The following is a 14,480-nucleotide window of genomic DNA, read 5'->3' as shown; positions in this document are numbered from 1 at the left end:
TCCAACTGAAAAAGGAGATTGATCACAGGCTCCGCTCTCTCTTTCATCAACTCCGGTCACATGAAGCATGAACCCAACCCCGCAAACCCCACTCACCTTCGGTTACCTTTTCTCATGAGGCATCACGTCCTGTGGGACCGCGACCCGAGACTTTAGCGATGTGCCACCCGAGCCCACCCATCCCAGTGACCGGGGCTGCCTTTTCGCTGTCACCGGGAGGCATTGTGGTCTATGTTCTCCCACGTGGGTTTCAGTCCGCAGACCGCCCGGACGGCCGGACGGTACACGGCTACTGATCCCACATGCTGGGCAAAACCGGCGCTATGACATTGAACAAAGGGGGCGCTCCGTACGACACTCAAAAGACCGGAGCAAGGGATGGAAATGGTCCGGTGGCCCGAGGAGCCGCATGGCCTCTCCCGCCATGGCCGCCCCGACCGCCGGGTGACGCGGCTGGAGCACATTCTGCGGTGGTTTGACAAGTACCTGCACCGATAGCCCGGTGCTCGTTGACCGATGGACATACCTACGATCCTCACCTCCCGTTTGGTGCTCCGGGCATTCAGACTGGGCGATGTGGATCGGTTGCACGAGATCCTCAACGAAAACGGGATTCTGCGGCACTTCCCCAACCCGGAGCCGCCCGACCGTGAACGTGTCGAGAAGTTCATTGAGGCGCAATTGACACACTGGGAGGAGCACGGCTATGGCTGGTGGGCGGTCGAACGGCGCGATCAGGCGGCGTTGATTGGTTGGGTCGGTCTGCAATACCTGCCGGATACCGATGAGACAGAGGTGGCGTTTCTCCTGAGCGGGTGCCATTGGGGGCAGGGACTGGCGACAGAGGGCGCACAGGCGAGTCTGGCGTTCGGCTTCACGCGGTTTCCGTTCGATCAGATCGTTGCCGTGGCCCATCCGCAGAATGCCGCCTCGCTGCGGGTGCTGGAGAAGCTGGGGATGACATTCACACATGAGGCGGTCTACTTCGGCATGCCGGTGCGGCGGTATGTGATCCAAGCCGGGTTCTTCCACGAGGGTGTAGACACGCCTCAGCGGCCCGGCTGAACAGATGTGTGTGTGGTATGGCTGTCATGATCGGAACCGGACTGGAAAGCAGATCCCTCACTTCGTTCGGGATGACAGCGATGGGGGTCCCGCGCCAACAGTCCCTGTCACCCCGAGCGGAGCGAGGGGTCTGCTGTCAAGCCATGGGTCCAGCTCTCGCCGTTGGCTCAAGCAACACGGAAGTAGGAGACTGACATGCAACCATACGTCAACGAGAATACGCTGTCGTCCAAGACGGCCGAATGGCTGAAACAGATCGCCCCGTTCAACACCCACTGGATGAGTCTGGAGCGGGACAAGTCGGCGCTGCTGGTGGTCGACATGCAGCGCTTCTTCCTCGATCCGGCGTCGCCGACCTTCACCTGCGGCGGGTTGGCGATCCTGCCGAACCTAAGGCGGTTGATCGCCGCCTTTCGTGCCGCGTCGCGCCCGGTGATCTACACGCGCCATGTGCATCACCCCGACCGGCTCGATGCGGGGATCATGGGGTGGTGGTGGGAGGGGATGTGCCTCGAAGGGAGCCCGGAGAGCGAAGTCCACGATCAGATCGCGCCTCTACCCCACGAGAAGCAGATTCTCAAGCACCGGTACTCGGCGTTCTACAACACCGACCTGGAGACCGTGCTGCGCTGCCTCAAGATCGAGGACCTCGTGATTGGCGGGATCATGTCCAACATGTGCTGCGAATCGACCGCGCGCGATGCCTACTACCGCGATTACCGCGTCTTCTTCCCCGCCGACGGTACAGGGAGCATCAACGAGGAAATGCACGTCGCGACGCTGCTTAATCTGGCCTTCGGCTTTGCGCAGGTGACGACGGTCGACGCGATCGTGAACCAGATCCAAGTTGCCGCTCGGCCGGTTCACGCCGAGGCGCCGAATCTCGAGGAGGCCGCACCGTGCGGATGAATCGGTGTATAAGATGCGAGACATTCCCGTGCCGGGACGTGAAACACGACTGCTACGCTGTCCCGTCGGTCGATCTGCAACCGGGGACTGTGCGTCTCGTGATGATCGCCGAAGCGGCACCGCCCTCTGTCGACGACTACTTCTATGCCAGGGGAGTTCCACTTTTTGGTCGCACAACTCTTGAGGCGTTCCGGGATGCCGGAGTGAAGCTCTCCTCGATCCGCGATCTTCTCGACCTCGGTGTCTACTTGACCACCGCGGTGAAATGCGGGAAGACGGCATATGCCATCCGCACGGAAACGGTTCAGGAGTGTTCGCAACTGTTGGAGCGTGAGCTGGCCGCATTCCCCGCCGTGGAAGTGATCATGCTGATGGGGGATGTGGCGATCAAGGCCCTCAACAGTGTCGCCAAGCGTCAGGGAGAAGACCGTGTGATTCCGGCCGGATCCACATACAAGATCCGCCGAGGGGAATACCACTATCGCGGGGCACGCGTGTTCCCATCGTATCTTCAGGCGGGGCCCAGCTTCTTCATCGAAAAGAGCAAACGCAAGATGATTGCGGAAGACATCGCCGCGGCGTTGCGTCTGATCCGATAAACCTCGCAGCGCGGGCCCCCGTCCAACAGCGTCATTGGATTGGAGACGGATACCCTGAGCGCGTCATCTGGCCAGTGGGCGGTACGAGGTCGTGCGGCGATATGAGCCCTGGTCGCGGACCATCATCTTCTCCATGATGAACTCGCGTCGCAGTGTGCAGACGTCGCTGTGGAACCGCCGCAGGATGTCATTGACCTCAGCTTCGCTGTAGACCCGGTTGTGTTCGAATTCCTCGAGGAGGCGCTCAAGAACGTAGACGCGCCTTTTCCGCTGCGCCGGAATCTCCACGAGCCGGCCCTTCTTGAAGAACGCCCGTTCGACTTTGGCGCGTTCGCCCAATTGGTTCTGATTCGAACGTGTCTCCAGCCATGCCTCCAGTTGGCGGTCCGAGACGCGCCAGTCCTTGCCGATCTTGTATCCGGGGATTTCCCCGGATTGCAGCTTTCTGACCACAACCTGTTGATTCAGTTTGAGTTTCTCAGCCACCTCGGCGGAGGTGAGGAAGGTGGAATCGGTGGTTCTGGGCATGGCCGTTCTGGCGTTCACGTCTTCACATTTCGTATCTTACAACAACATACGTTCTTACTCAAAAATACGTTAATGTGTTTTTATGTACTATTCTGTTTCTTCGCGGGTTCATCTATGTGTAGAACGGAGGGGAGAATCGCGACCGGAATCTGTTCAACGATCACCCCCAAGATTGTTGTTGACAGGTAGATGGGAGAGCGTTACAAACGCCAAGGGCTTGTCTGCGTACGATATACGCGTGGGAGGTCCGGTGACGAGGACTAGTTGACAATCGCGGCGTGTTACGTCTCCTCCGAGGGCGTGGTCCTCGGGTCCGACAGCACCACGACCTTTCCGGTACCTGCAACGCTTCCGGACGGCACGAGCGGATATCGGTCGGAGCACTATGATTCGGCGCAAAAGCTGTTTGAATTGGGCGACGATTCGACAGCAGGTGTGCTTGTTTGGGGGCTTGGCGGCCTTGGAGATCTGAGCTTTCGCTCACTCTTCGTTCGCGTCGAGTCTGAGGCCCGCTCAAAGAAACTCAGCACACTCCAAGAAGTTGCGGGGCTCGTCTCGGCCGAGTTTTGGGCAGAGTACACCGCTCGATTTCAAGAGGTGATCGACTACCTAAAGGAACCGGCGGCATCTGACGATGTGGCAAAGGAGAAGAAGGACATTTTAGATACGCTCTCGGGCGGATTCTGCATTGGAGGCCGATGGGACCGAGCGAGCGCTAAGCCCGAAGCATGGTTCGTAGAGTACGCGCCGCTTCCGGCAGTTGCCCCTGTTCCGGTGGAACTTACCGTGGGGCAGTTCCGTTTGTGGGGATGGGAGAACTTGGTGCAACGCCTCAACTGGGGCATTGACGAGAACCTGTACCAAGACATACTGCGCAGCGGGAAGTGGTCTGGAACCGAGGAGGAGCTATTCGGGCTCGTCAAGCAGTACGCGATCTACTGCCCGTAGATCTCCCGATCAGAGAGGCGATCGACTGGGTACACTCGAGCATCTTCGCGACGATAAAGACAATGAAGTTCTCGCAACTGGAGAGATACTGCGGCGGGCCAATTGAAGTCGCTGTCATAACTACTGATCGGCCCTTTAGGTGGGTCCGGCACAAGGGGCTTGGTGAAGCCCTCGGGCAAGACCCTAAGGAGGGAGGTGTATGGTGGATCTGGGATCAACTGGCGAGAAGAAGACTCTGACCGAACGGTTCCTAGCTTTGTATGCTGCTTCGGCGCGCCCGTCGGGCGTCTTGACAATTCATGATGAGTTCCGACGTACAAGGAGCTATCCATACGGGGCACTTCGAGCCATCTTGGGGAGGCCAAACTACGGTCTCACTGTTGACGCCGAGGGAATCGCACTGCGCAATTCCCTTTCTCCTCGTCCGGACAAATGACCGGGATGGATCGCACTGCGAAGCTGGGGCCACCCCATGGGGTGGCCTTTCCAATTTGGTGGACTTCGGATTTGCGCCCAATGATCTCCTGAAGCCGTGCCCTGAGTCGTCGCGCAGGAGCGGTTGACCCTCACTGTCAGACGTGCGCCCGACGCCGGTTTGCCCCGCTAGCTCTCCTCAGATGTGGTCTGTCCGTGCGCTGCGCGGAGACTGTGGGCTGAAGGAGAGAGGATCTCCTCCACAGGGTCGCCATTGTCGGCCTTGCCCTTGACTTCCGCAACCCGTTGATTTACTTATGAGTTGGCTTGGGGAGTTGACCTTCCATGTCAGCATTGTTCAGCGCCAAAGGGGAGCCATCCGGGTCGGAGACGCCCGAAGTCGCCAAGCTGCGGGAGGAAAACCGGCGGCTGCATCGGGCGGTGGAGGAGCTGTCGGTTCTCAATGAAATCGCTCTGGCGATCAACTCGACCATGGCGCCGGAGCAGATCAACGAATTGATCGTCGGCAAGTGCGTGAAGCGTCTCGGAGTTGCCCAAGGGACAATCCACCTGTTTGGCAACACCGAGAGTGATCCGACCAAGACCTTGGTGCGTGTCATGCAGCCGGGGCAGGATGACCTGCCGATGCGGCTGGGGCTCCAGCTCACCGGCTGGATGCACAAGAACCGTCGGCCGCTGGTGATCAATGACCTGGCGACCGATGAGCGTTTCGGCGGCTCGGACGTCCAGAATCTGCCGATCAAATCTCTGCTGTCGGTTCCTTTGGAATTGAAGGGGCGGCTGGTCGGGATTCTCAATCTGTTCAACAAGATCGAAGGCGAGATCAGTTCGGAAGATGCACGGTTGGCGGCGATCATCGCCTCCCAGTGCGCGCAGGTGATCGAGAATGCGCGACTGTACATCGAAGAGGTCCGTCTCCGGCGGCTGGAGGAGGATCTGCGCCATGCGACCAGCATCCAGCAGATGCTCCTGCCGCGTAGCGCGCCGGAAATCCCCGGGGCCGATGTGGCCGGGTTGTCGGTCCCGGCTCACGATGTCGGCGGCGACTACTTCGACTACATCGATCTGGGGCACAACCGCTGGGGGATTGTGGTCGGCGACGTCTCCGGCAAGGGAATGCCGGCGGCGCTCCTGATGGCCAATTTGCAGGCGACGATGCGCGGCGCCGCGCGGACCGCCGTTTCGGTCGCGGAGTGTGTCAGCACGGTCAATCGTCTCCTTCTGGGCTCGACCGATACGCGCACGTTTGTGACGTTATTCTATGGCGTGTACGACGCCGAGGCGCGGACCTTCACGTATTGCAATGCCGGCCACAATCCGCCGTATCGTTTTCGTACGAATGGGACGCTGGACACTCTGCGGACCGGCGGGCCTTTGGCGGCGGCGTTTGCCTGGTCACAGTATGATGAGGCAACGATCGCCCTGGAACCCGGTGACGGGCTGTTGATCTTCACCGACGGCGTGACCGAGGCCGCCAATCCCGAGGATGAGCAGTTCGGGGAGCCGCGCCTGGAGGATCTGATCCGTACCCACTGCCAGGCGGCCGCCAAGCCCCTGATCGATCAGGTCGTGGCCGACGTCCTCGCCTTTCAGAAGACAGCACCGGTGGCGGATGACCTGACACTGGTGTGTCTGCGGGTGTGATTCACTGTTCGTTTGCGGCACGATCGTCCGTGTCAGACAGATCGAAGGTACTGTTCCCCCACCCGCCCGCCTTTGGCGGGCGACCTCTCCCCGCCGGAGGCGGACAAGCCGGAGGGAGAGGTTATCCTCTGCTGGCGTCCGATCGACTCGTGCACGGCGTATGTACTGCTTTCCGCGTAGAAGGGCCAATGTGGCCGGCATCGGGAGATTGACGTGACCAATATCCTACTCTTCGCCACGTTGTGTCTGGTCTGGGGCGCCACTTGGTTGGCGATCAAGATCGGGCTATCGGAATCGCCGCCGTTCTATGGGGCGGCGCTCCGTTTCCTGATCGCGTGGGCGGTGCTGGCGGTCCTCGTCTGGAAGGGGAAGAGGCGTTGGCCCCGCGGGCGGCAGGTATGGATGTGGCTGATTGCCAGCGGGCTGGCGATGTACTTCGGATCGTACGCCGTCGTTTACTATGTGGAGCAATACATCGATTCGGCGCTGGCCGCGATCCTGTTCGCGTCCTACCCGTTCTTCGTTGCCATCGGGGCGCATTTCCATATTGCGGCAGAGCGCCTCTCTCCCTTGAAGGTGGCCGGGTTGGTGATCGGCTTTGTCGGCGTCGTGGTTGTCTTTGGCGGCAGCGTGACCGCACCGGGCACGGGGGCGTGGTGGGCACCGGCGTTGATGTTGGCGTCACCGTTTGCGTCCGCCATCGCTTCCATCATCGTCAAGCGTCATTTGACCGGTGAGGATCCGATTGTCCTCAACTGCGTTCAGATGGCGATTGGCGCCGTCCTGTTGTTCGGCGCCGCCGCGGCCGTGGAGGATTTCGCCAGTTTCCATTGGAACTTCACGTCGGTCGGGGCGCTGCTTTTTCTGGCACTGTTCGGCTCGGCGTATGCCTTTGTGACGCTCTACCACCTCATGCGGACATGGCCGGTGACGCGGTTGTCGCTGATTGCTTTCATCACGCCCGTGGTGGCGACCGTGCTCGGGTGGCTGGTGCTGCATGAGCGGTTGTCTTGGGCGACGGCGCTCGGGGCGCTGTTGGTTTTCGCCGGGATTTGGATGGTCAATGTGCTGGCCGAGCGCGGACGTCGCAAACCAAGTGCGGCGGTGGTCTCCGAATTTCCAGCGGAAGGGTCGTCGGTGCGAGTGAGGTAAGTCTCGCAGAACAGGTGGCGGGTGGAACCCGCCCTACGGCTGGGTGCGATTCTGGCGCTCAGTAACTGACGCGGGCACGGCACGCCGTTCCCCTACACCACCATTACGGGAGCACTCGCCTTCTCAGAAGTCGTATCCCCAACTGAAATAGAATCTCGTGTCGCCGCCGTCAGCGATGCCCTGCATCACGGTCAATGGTCCGAGCGGAGTGTCGAACATCACTCCGGCGCCGATCCCGAATCGCCGGTCGCGCTGGATGTCGATCTTGTCCAAATCGGCCCACATCGCGCCGACGTCGGCACGCGCGGCCAGATAGCTGCGCGGATAGACCCGGTAGCGCGCCGATAGAGTTCCGGCGATCAAGTGATCGCCGAGGAGTTCATCTTTGGCCAGGCCCATAAACGAGTTGCGTCCCCCCAGAGCGAAACGTTCCTGCAGCGGCAGGCGTCGGTCGGCGGTGGCGAAACGGGCGCCCAGAGACAACGTCACCCGCTCCCGGGGAGACAGCACCCATTCGCCGCCGGCGACGAACTTCCGGTAGACGATATCACCGCCGAAGAAACGGTCGCCCCAAATCAGTTGCGCGTTCATCCGTCTACCGCGCGTCGGGAAGTTGGCATCGTCGAGATCGTCCAGCCGGGCCACCAGCGCCAGATGGGCATGATCGGTGCTGCTGGTCACTGAATCGATGGTCAGATCGACGTTCTCTGTGCCCACCGTGAGCGCCATCTGCGCGATACGGGAGACATTCTGCGCAAACGACAACTCGAACCCTTCGCGCGTAGTCTCAAACGACCCAACTTGTTCATGGTCGGCATAAAGGCGTCGCTCGTGGCGTTGGTGGTACAGACGGACGGCGCCGGCCAGGTAAGTGCGGAAGATGCGATCCGACCGGGCGCGCACGAAGTAGAGCTCCCGCCGGGGCGCATACTGCGCATGCGCCACCAATTCATTGCCCAACCCGAGGATGTTGATCTTGGCCCATTGGACAAAGACCTCGGTTTGGTACTCCAGGTTGTGATGCAATCCCAGACGGACGGCATCATTGGTCTTCTCGGTGACCGTGAGCCGGAGCTGCGGGCCGGCCGGAGTGCGCTCGACGGCCGCGGTGATCTGGTCGAACAGACCTGTGGCATGCAAATCCGCCAGCCCTTGGGCCACGCGGCGGGCGTTGTACGGTGAACCGCGCTTCAACGGAAAACTGCGCAGGACGACCCAGTTCTTCACTGTCCTGTTCCCCGAAAGACTGATCCCTGCCAACGGGGCCTCGTCGATGGCGATGACCAGTGAACTCTCGCTGTCGATGGTGGCGGTCTCGATGTCGGCCAGGGAATATCCTCTGTCGGCGTAGAGCTTCCGTACACGTCGGAGGGCGGCGAGAATCGCCGCCACCGGATGGTCGCCGTCGCTCAGATCCAGTACTGTGCGCAGCGTCGAATCGGAGAAGACAGTCGCGCCGCTGATGTGAATGCTCCGCACGCGATACAGGGTATGGCCGGCCGCGCGGTCACCGTGGTCGGTCGAATCGTGTGTCGTATCGCAATCGGCCAGGATGCGCGTGGCCAACTCGAGACCGGCCCGGTAGCCCAAGGCCAGGAGGGTGTCGATCTCTGGGAAATCGACATTGCTGAACTCCTCTGTCACAGGGGTGCAGAGGTAGTCGGCTCTGGCGATGGCATCGTCGAGTATCGGGGCTGTCATCACGCTGGTCGCCTGGTTCGCCAGGGCGTATGGGTCAGTGAGGCGCTCCCGGTCCACCAGCCCGGAGGTGGTGTTGATCGCCACGACCGGCCGGTCGGAGAGCGAGTCGGCAATGCGGACAGGCAACGGATCGACCAGACCGCCATCAGCAAACATGTGGACGCTGTCCTGCAGCGGCGTCACCGCCAGGGGAAACGCCATAGAGGCGCGCAAGGCAAAGGCCAGTTCGCCATGCGCGAAGACGACCCGCTCACCGGACACCAGATCGGTGGCGATGGCACGGAATCGGACCGGCAGCCGGTCGAAGTCACCATCGCATCGGTAGACGGCGCCCTGTGTCAGCATGGACAGGTAGTTGTACAGCCGTTGGCCGGAGCTGGCACCGGTCGGCCAACGCGGGCGAACACCGCGCATCGGCAACGACAGGAACCAGTCGGCGCCCCGGTCTTTCTGCGACAGGAGGAGCGTTGTGCGCGAGGGGGCATTCTGGAGAAGGTCGGCCCAATCGACTCCGTGTACGAGTGCCGCCAATGAATCGGGACTGATCCCGGAGGCGTAGAGGCCGCCAATGATCGCACCCATCGACACACCGCAAGTCAAGTCGATGGCGATGCCATTCTCTTCCAAGGCGCGCAGGACGCCGATCTGGGCCAACCCACGGGCACCACCGCCCGCCAGGGCCAGTGCGACCCGGGCGCGGACCCGGTCAGGCATTGCCTGTGTATGCAGGCGCGGCGCCAAGTCGACGCCCGGTGGAGATGTCACTCCGCCGGCGGTGGTTTGACAGGCACGCGGGGTGGCGACAAAGAGCTGAATTACAGCGCCAGCCAGCACCCAACGCCCCACGGAGCGGGACATCACCCGTCACCCATTACGGCCCGTCCTCCGTTGACCACTGTCGATCTCTACCAACCGACGGATCAGGCGCCGCAGAGGGCCGGAAGAACGGCCGCCCGGTCCGAACTTTGGTAATGTGCGTCCACCGGTGGGATCGCGGCAAGACTTCTTGCCGCCGCGGGCGCACCAACATGGAAGTCTGGGGGATGATCCAGGGTAATACGGGTGGAATACAAGCGGCGACCGTCGTATCCTTCGCCGACCAACCGTATGGCCCGTGTCAGCACCAGAGTCTTCCGTCTGCTCGCCGTCGTGTACGCGATCGTGGTGATCGTCGTATCGTCGTGGCCGCGGCTACGTCTACCGGCCATTCCCATTGGGAATCTGGACAAGGTGGCGCATTTTGGGCAGTACCTGATACTGGCCTATCTGGTCGGTCGCGGGTGGGCATACGATGTGCCGTCGCACCGCCGACTGGTCTCTCTGACCGCGGTGGCCATTGTCGTCGTTTTCGCCGGGCTGGATGAATACCATCAGGCCTGGGTCCCCGGACGTGAGGCCGACGTGTTCGACTGGCTGGCGGACTTGTCCGGGATTATGGTGGGGTTTACCATCGGGTCAGGTTTGCTGTGGCGGCGCCTGGGGAGCGGAGTATCCCGACGAGGGCTTGACAGGGAGAAGATCCGATCATGATGACGCAGTTTGGCGGACGGGTGGCCATGGTCACTGGGGCCGGGTCGGGGATCGGCCGGGCCTGCGCCGTGCGCCTGTCTCAAGAAGGCGCCACGATTCTCTTGCATGGACGCACGGCATCCAAGCTCACCGAGACGTCAACGCTCTTGCCCGGACCGTTCGCGACTCTGCCGGGAGATCTGTCACAACCGCGCGACAACGAGAAGGTCGCCGATGAGGTGCAGGCGCACTACAATCACCTGGATATTCTCGTGAACAGCGCCGGGATCGGCGATCTGGGAGCGGCTGATCGTCTGGAGTGGGATGACTTTCAGCGCATGCTGGACAACAACCTGGTCGGGTTGTTTGATCTGACGCGGCGGCTGGCTCCTGTGCTTCGTGCCAGTGAGCATGGCGGATCGGTCATCAACATCTCTTCGACACTCGGCCTGACACCGGTGGCGAAGACACTGGCCTATTCGGCCGCGAAGGCCGGTGTCATTGCCCTGACGGAAACGCTGGCGGCGGAATGGGGACCGCACATCCGAGTCAATTGCGTCTGTCCGGGGATCGTCAATACGCCGATGCAGTACCGCCGCGGACGACCGAAGGAGCAGGTACGAGAATGGCTGGCCGCAATGGCGGCACGACATCCGCTGAAGCGGATCGGAGGGCCGGAAGACATCGCGGCCGTCGTGGCATTCCTGGCCTCGCAGGAGGCGTCGTGGATCACGGGGGCGACGCTGGTCGTCGACGGCGGACTGACGGTGGCGCGGCAATGACGGCGTACATGGCGACCATCCGTCCGGGGGCTGTTCCAGCGGTGCCATCGGGATGGCGGCGGCGGTGGCGCGAGGTCGATCCGCGAGCGATGGACAAGCTCCCGCCGTCGTCGCAGTACTTGAATATCAGTGTCCTTTGGATCTTCTATTATCGACTCGTCGTACGGCTCTTGTATGCGTTTCGCGTCCGGCATGAGGTCGTCACCGCCGCCTCCATCGTGTGTGGTCTGGCGGCGGGGCTGGTCATTGCCATCACCGATTCGTACCTCTTGCTGTTGGCGGCGGCCGTGCTCGTGCATGGCAAGGACCTGTTCGACGCCTGTGATGGCGCGCTGGCCCGGTTGACCGGCACCGGGCACCGGCTGGGGCGGTTTCTCGACACGATTGGCGATGGCGTGGCCTTTACGGCGATGATCGCGGGCGTCGCCATCCATGCGATTCGCGCCGGCGAAAGCACGATCGGGATCGCTGCGTGGTCGGCGGCGGCATGGCTCTCCCTGTTTCTGCAATGCTCGTATTTCAATTACTATCAGATCAACTATATCATACGGGCCGGTGGTCGGACGGCGAGCAGATTGAACGAACGGGATGAGACGGGCGGCGGACCCTGGCTGGCGGGACTCGTCCGCCTCTACGATTGGTGGTTCGGCTGGCAGGATCGGCTGATGACATGGTGGGACACAAGGGCCCGTCAATGGGCGCGGCGAAGGGATGGATCGCTGGCGGACCGCGATGGCTGGTTTGTCGATCGCCGGCTGTTGACGTTGAACTCGGCGCTCTGCTTTGGAACGCACGCTTTCGTCCTGATCGTCTGTCTGGCGGCGAATCGGCCGACGTGGTTTCTGCCGGTCGTTGCCGTGGGAATGAACGCCTACGGAATGGGGGCCGTAATCGCACGGCAGGTGGTATTCCGGCATGGACGTGCAGATTGAGGTGACGCGCAAGGCCCGCTTCTGCGCCGGGCATCGCTACTGGCGACCGGATTGGACGGCGGAGCAGAACCGCGCAACGTTTGGTGCGTGCGCCGGGGAGCATGGGCATGGGCATAACTATGTATTGGAAGTCACGGTGAGCGGGTCGGTCGATCCGATCACCGGGATGCTTCTCAACCTGCGGGATATGGACCGGCTGATCACAAAGCTGTTGATCGACCGGCTCGATCACAGGAACCTGAATCACGATGTGCCGGAGCTGGCCGGCCGGGTGCCAACGACCGAAGTGCTGGCCGAGTTTGCGTGGAACACCCTGGTGGACCGGTTGCCGGTCGGCCGACTGGAGCGGGTGCGCATCTACGAATCCGATGACCTCTGGGCGGAATGCCGCCGGACGCCATGAACGGGAAGAAACGACGAATGTTCGCATTGGCCAGGCGATATCGATACGCGGCCGCGCACACGCTGCGTTCGCCCCGATTGTCGGCGGCGGAGAATGTGCAGTTGTATGGCCCGTGCGCCCACCCTTCGGGCCATGGGCATGACTATCAAGTCGAGGTGATCCTGACCGCTGACGCACTACGGGATGATGTGTTGTTCGGCCACGGTCAGTTGGATGACCTGGTGGCGGAACATGTGACGCCGCGCCTGGCGTACCGCGATCTGGATTCGGGTTTCGGGCCGGAGTTCATCACGACCGGTGAAAACCTGGCGGCGGCCATTCATGGCATGCTGCGGCCGCATGTTCCCGGCATGTTGGACGTGTCAATCCACTTGGTCGAGACCGAGAAGAACTCGTTCGCGTTCCACGGTGAGGCGACCTGATGCCCGGGGTCGAAGATCCGGAACCGCACCGCGCGAGAGGAGAACGACGATGGCGCTGACCGATACGATTCGGACGTTACTGATGGAGCTCGGCGAAGACCCCGACCGCGAGGGGCTATGCAAGACACCGCAGCGCGTCGCCGAGTCATGGCGTTTTCTCACCCGCGGCTACACGGAGGACGCGACGGCGATCGTCAATGACGCCCTCTTCCTCGAAGAGAACAAGGAGATGGTGGTGGTGCGCGACGTCGATTTCTTCAGTATGTGCGAGCACCATCTGCTGCCGTTCTTCGGCAAGTGCCACATCGCCTACATTCCCGATCACAAAATCATCGGCCTGTCGAAGCTGGCGCGCCTGGTGGAGATGTTCTCGCGTCGTCTGCAGGTGCAGGAGCGGTTGACCAAACAGATCGCCGACACGATCGCCGCCGCATTGGAGCCGCTCGGCGTCGCCGTGGTGATGGAGGCGGAGCATTTGTGCATGCAGATGCGCGGCGTGGAGAAGCAGAACTCGGTGGCGGTCACCTCGACGATGCTGGGCGTGTTCAAGGACAGCGCGGTCACGCGCGGCGAGTTTCTCGAATTGATTCGCCGACCGTACGCCAAGACATGGTAGACCGTCGCGGGGGTGGACAGTTTCGATTACAGCAGTGAACAACGGGGAGAAAGACATGGCCATCAAATCCGATCGCTGGATCAAGAACATGGCGTTGACGCACCGCATGATCGAACCGTTCGCCGACCGCCAGGTCCGCGAGGGGGTGATTTCGTTCGGGGTATCGTCCTATGGATATGATATGCGCGTGGCGGATGAGTTCAAGGTATTCACAAATGTGAATACCACCGTCGTCGACCCGAAGAATTTCGACCCGAACGCCTTCGTTGAGGTGCAGCGCAACGTCTGTACGATCCCGCCCAACTCCTTTGCCCTGGCGCGGTCCGTCGAGTACTTCCGCATTCCCCGGCAGATTCTGACGATCTGCGTGGGGAAGTCGACCTATGCCCGCTGCGGCATTATCGTCAATGTGACCCCGTTCGAGCCGGAGTGGGAAGGATTCGTGACGCTGGAGATCTCCAACACCACGCCACTGCCCGCCAAGATCTACGCCAACGAGGGAATCGCGCAGGTGCTCTTCTTTGAATCGGATGAAATGTGTGAAGTCTCTTACGCCGACAAGAAGGGGAAGTACCAGGCCCAGCAGGGGATCACCGTACCGCGATTGTGACGACATCACCGCAGCAGTCGCTACGACCAGCGGGGAGACTCCATCCGCACCGATCCGAGCCGCGGACGCGGATCGGATCGGATCGCCCTTTCCTACAACTAGTGTCCTGAGTCATTAATTTCTTAAACATTATTCTCTCGTCTGCGTATGTCTGGTAGACTCTTTGAAGGAGGCATCGCATGCGCAGAGGACCGCGACTGGAACCGTTGCGATTGAGCCCGCCCG

At 61.5% G+C, this 14,480-nt stretch carries 15 protein-coding genes; 13 read left to right on the top strand and 2 right to left on the bottom strand.

What is annotated here, in order from left to right:
• Positions 1–516: 516 nt before the first annotated feature.
• The 3 genes from AB1792_07185 to AB1792_07175 all read left to right on the top strand — a co-directional run bounded on the left by AB1792_07185 (position 517) and on the right by AB1792_07175 (position 2,573).
• A complete protein-coding gene (locus tag AB1792_07185) occupies positions 517–1,065 on the top strand; it encodes a GNAT family N-acetyltransferase (protein ID MEW5701995.1) in 549 nt (182 codons plus the stop codon).
• 195 nt (positions 1,066–1,260) lie between these two features.
• Positions 1,261–1,974 carry an isochorismatase family cysteine hydrolase gene (locus tag AB1792_07180; GenBank protein MEW5701994.1) on the top strand — a complete coding sequence of 238 codons (714 nt, stop codon included), beginning with the start codon at positions 1,261–1,263 and terminating at the stop codon, positions 1,972–1,974.
• A 38-nt stretch (positions 1,975–2,012) separates the two neighbouring features.
• Entirely contained in the window at positions 2,013–2,573 is a 561-nt protein-coding gene (locus AB1792_07175; GenBank protein ID MEW5701993.1) for a uracil-DNA glycosylase family protein, read from the top strand.
• 63 nt (positions 2,574–2,636) lie between these two features.
• Here the strand turns inward: AB1792_07175 and AB1792_07170 are convergent, their stop codons facing one another.
• Positions 2,637–3,119, bottom strand: coding sequence for a DUF2087 domain-containing protein (locus tag AB1792_07170; GenBank protein MEW5701992.1), 483 nt, complete (start codon positions 3,117–3,119; stop codon positions 2,637–2,639).
• Between the two features lie 246 nt (positions 3,120–3,365).
• On the opposite strand from AB1792_07170, the gene AB1792_07165 reads away from it, so the two are divergent.
• From AB1792_07165 to AB1792_07155, 3 genes are all read left to right on the top strand, one after another.
• Positions 3,366–4,049, top strand: a complete 684-nt coding sequence (locus tag AB1792_07165; protein MEW5701991.1) for a hypothetical protein — start codon at positions 3,366–3,368, stop codon at positions 4,047–4,049.
• A 759-nt stretch (positions 4,050–4,808) separates the two neighbouring features.
• Positions 4,809–6,128: a GAF domain-containing SpoIIE family protein phosphatase gene (locus AB1792_07160; protein MEW5701990.1), complete on the top strand. Its 1,320-nt coding sequence runs from the start codon at positions 4,809–4,811 to the stop codon at positions 6,126–6,128.
• 213 nt (positions 6,129–6,341) lie between these two features.
• A complete protein-coding gene (locus tag AB1792_07155; protein MEW5701989.1) occupies positions 6,342–7,280 on the top strand; it encodes a DMT family transporter in 939 nt (312 codons plus the stop codon).
• A 123-nt stretch (positions 7,281–7,403) separates the two neighbouring features.
• On the opposite strand, the gene AB1792_07150 is transcribed toward AB1792_07155, so the two are convergent.
• Positions 7,404–9,839, bottom strand: coding sequence for a patatin-like phospholipase family protein (locus AB1792_07150; protein ID MEW5701988.1), 2,436 nt, complete (start codon positions 9,837–9,839; stop codon positions 7,404–7,406).
• A 204-nt stretch (positions 9,840–10,043) separates the two neighbouring features.
• Between AB1792_07150 and AB1792_07145 the strand changes: the two genes are divergently transcribed.
• The 7 genes from AB1792_07145 to dcd are packed head-to-tail and all read left to right on the top strand — an operon-like array spanning position 10,044 to position 14,255.
• Positions 10,044–10,511, top strand: coding sequence for a VanZ family protein (locus tag AB1792_07145; protein MEW5701987.1), 468 nt, complete (start codon positions 10,044–10,046; stop codon positions 10,509–10,511).
• Positions 10,508–11,272 carry an SDR family oxidoreductase gene (locus AB1792_07140; protein MEW5701986.1) on the top strand — a complete coding sequence of 255 codons (765 nt, stop codon included), beginning with the start codon at positions 10,508–10,510 and terminating at the stop codon, positions 11,270–11,272. Before AB1792_07145 ends, AB1792_07140 begins: the two co-directional genes overlap by 4 nt.
• An 8-nt stretch (positions 11,273–11,280) precedes the next feature.
• Positions 11,281–12,204, top strand: a complete 924-nt coding sequence (locus tag AB1792_07135; protein ID MEW5701985.1) for a CDP-alcohol phosphatidyltransferase family protein — start codon at positions 11,281–11,283, stop codon at positions 12,202–12,204.
• A complete protein-coding gene (locus AB1792_07130; GenBank protein ID MEW5701984.1) occupies positions 12,188–12,607 on the top strand; it encodes a 6-carboxytetrahydropterin synthase in 420 nt (139 codons plus the stop codon). The genes AB1792_07135 and AB1792_07130 overlap by 17 nt, the downstream gene beginning before the upstream one ends.
• Entirely contained in the window at positions 12,604–13,029 is a 426-nt protein-coding gene (locus AB1792_07125) for a 6-carboxytetrahydropterin synthase (GenBank protein ID MEW5701983.1), read from the top strand. Before AB1792_07130 ends, AB1792_07125 begins: the two co-directional genes overlap by 4 nt.
• Positions 13,016–13,645 (top strand): GTP cyclohydrolase I FolE, encoded by a 630-nt coding sequence (gene folE / locus AB1792_07120; GenBank protein ID MEW5701982.1) that lies wholly within the window; start codon positions 13,016–13,018, stop codon positions 13,643–13,645. The genes AB1792_07125 and folE overlap by 14 nt, the downstream gene beginning before the upstream one ends.
• A gap of 55 nt (positions 13,646–13,700) precedes the next feature.
• Positions 13,701–14,255, top strand: a complete 555-nt coding sequence (dcd, locus tag AB1792_07115; GenBank protein ID MEW5701981.1) for a dCTP deaminase — start codon at positions 13,701–13,703, stop codon at positions 14,253–14,255.
• Positions 14,256–14,480 lie beyond the last annotated feature (225 nt).

It is taken from the genome of Candidatus Zixiibacteriota bacterium (assembly GCA_040752595.1).
GTDB lineage: Bacteria > Zixibacteria > MSB-5A5 > WJJR01 > WJJR01 > JACQFV01.
Note: the sequence above shows the minus strand (reverse complement) of the source record. Positions and strands in the feature narration are given on the sequence as shown.

Bases quoted from the DNA above. Each gene is read 5' to 3' on its own strand.
- AB1792_07130 (MEW5701984.1), top strand. From the start codon at position 12,188: ATGGACGTGCAGATTGAGGTGACGCGCAAGGCCCGCTTCTGCGCCGGG.
- AB1792_07180 (MEW5701994.1), top strand. From the start codon at position 1,261: ATGCAACCATACGTCAACGAGAATACGCTGTCGTCCAAGACGGCCGAA.
- AB1792_07140 (MEW5701986.1), top strand. From the start codon at position 10,508: ATGATGACGCAGTTTGGCGGACGGGTGGCCATGGTCACTGGGGCCGGG.
- AB1792_07185 (MEW5701995.1), top strand. From the start codon at position 517: ATGGACATACCTACGATCCTCACCTCCCGTTTGGTGCTCCGGGCATTC.
- AB1792_07160 (MEW5701990.1), top strand. From the start codon at position 4,809: ATGTCAGCATTGTTCAGCGCCAAAGGGGAGCCATCCGGGTCGGAGACG.
- AB1792_07150 (MEW5701988.1), bottom strand. From the start codon at position 9,839: ATGTCCCGCTCCGTGGGGCGTTGGGTGCTGGCTGGCGCTGTAATTCAG.
- dcd (MEW5701981.1), top strand. From the start codon at position 13,701: ATGGCCATCAAATCCGATCGCTGGATCAAGAACATGGCGTTGACGCAC.
- AB1792_07125 (MEW5701983.1), top strand. From the start codon at position 12,604: ATGAACGGGAAGAAACGACGAATGTTCGCATTGGCCAGGCGATATCGA.
- AB1792_07135 (MEW5701985.1), top strand. From the start codon at position 11,281: ATGGCGACCATCCGTCCGGGGGCTGTTCCAGCGGTGCCATCGGGATGG.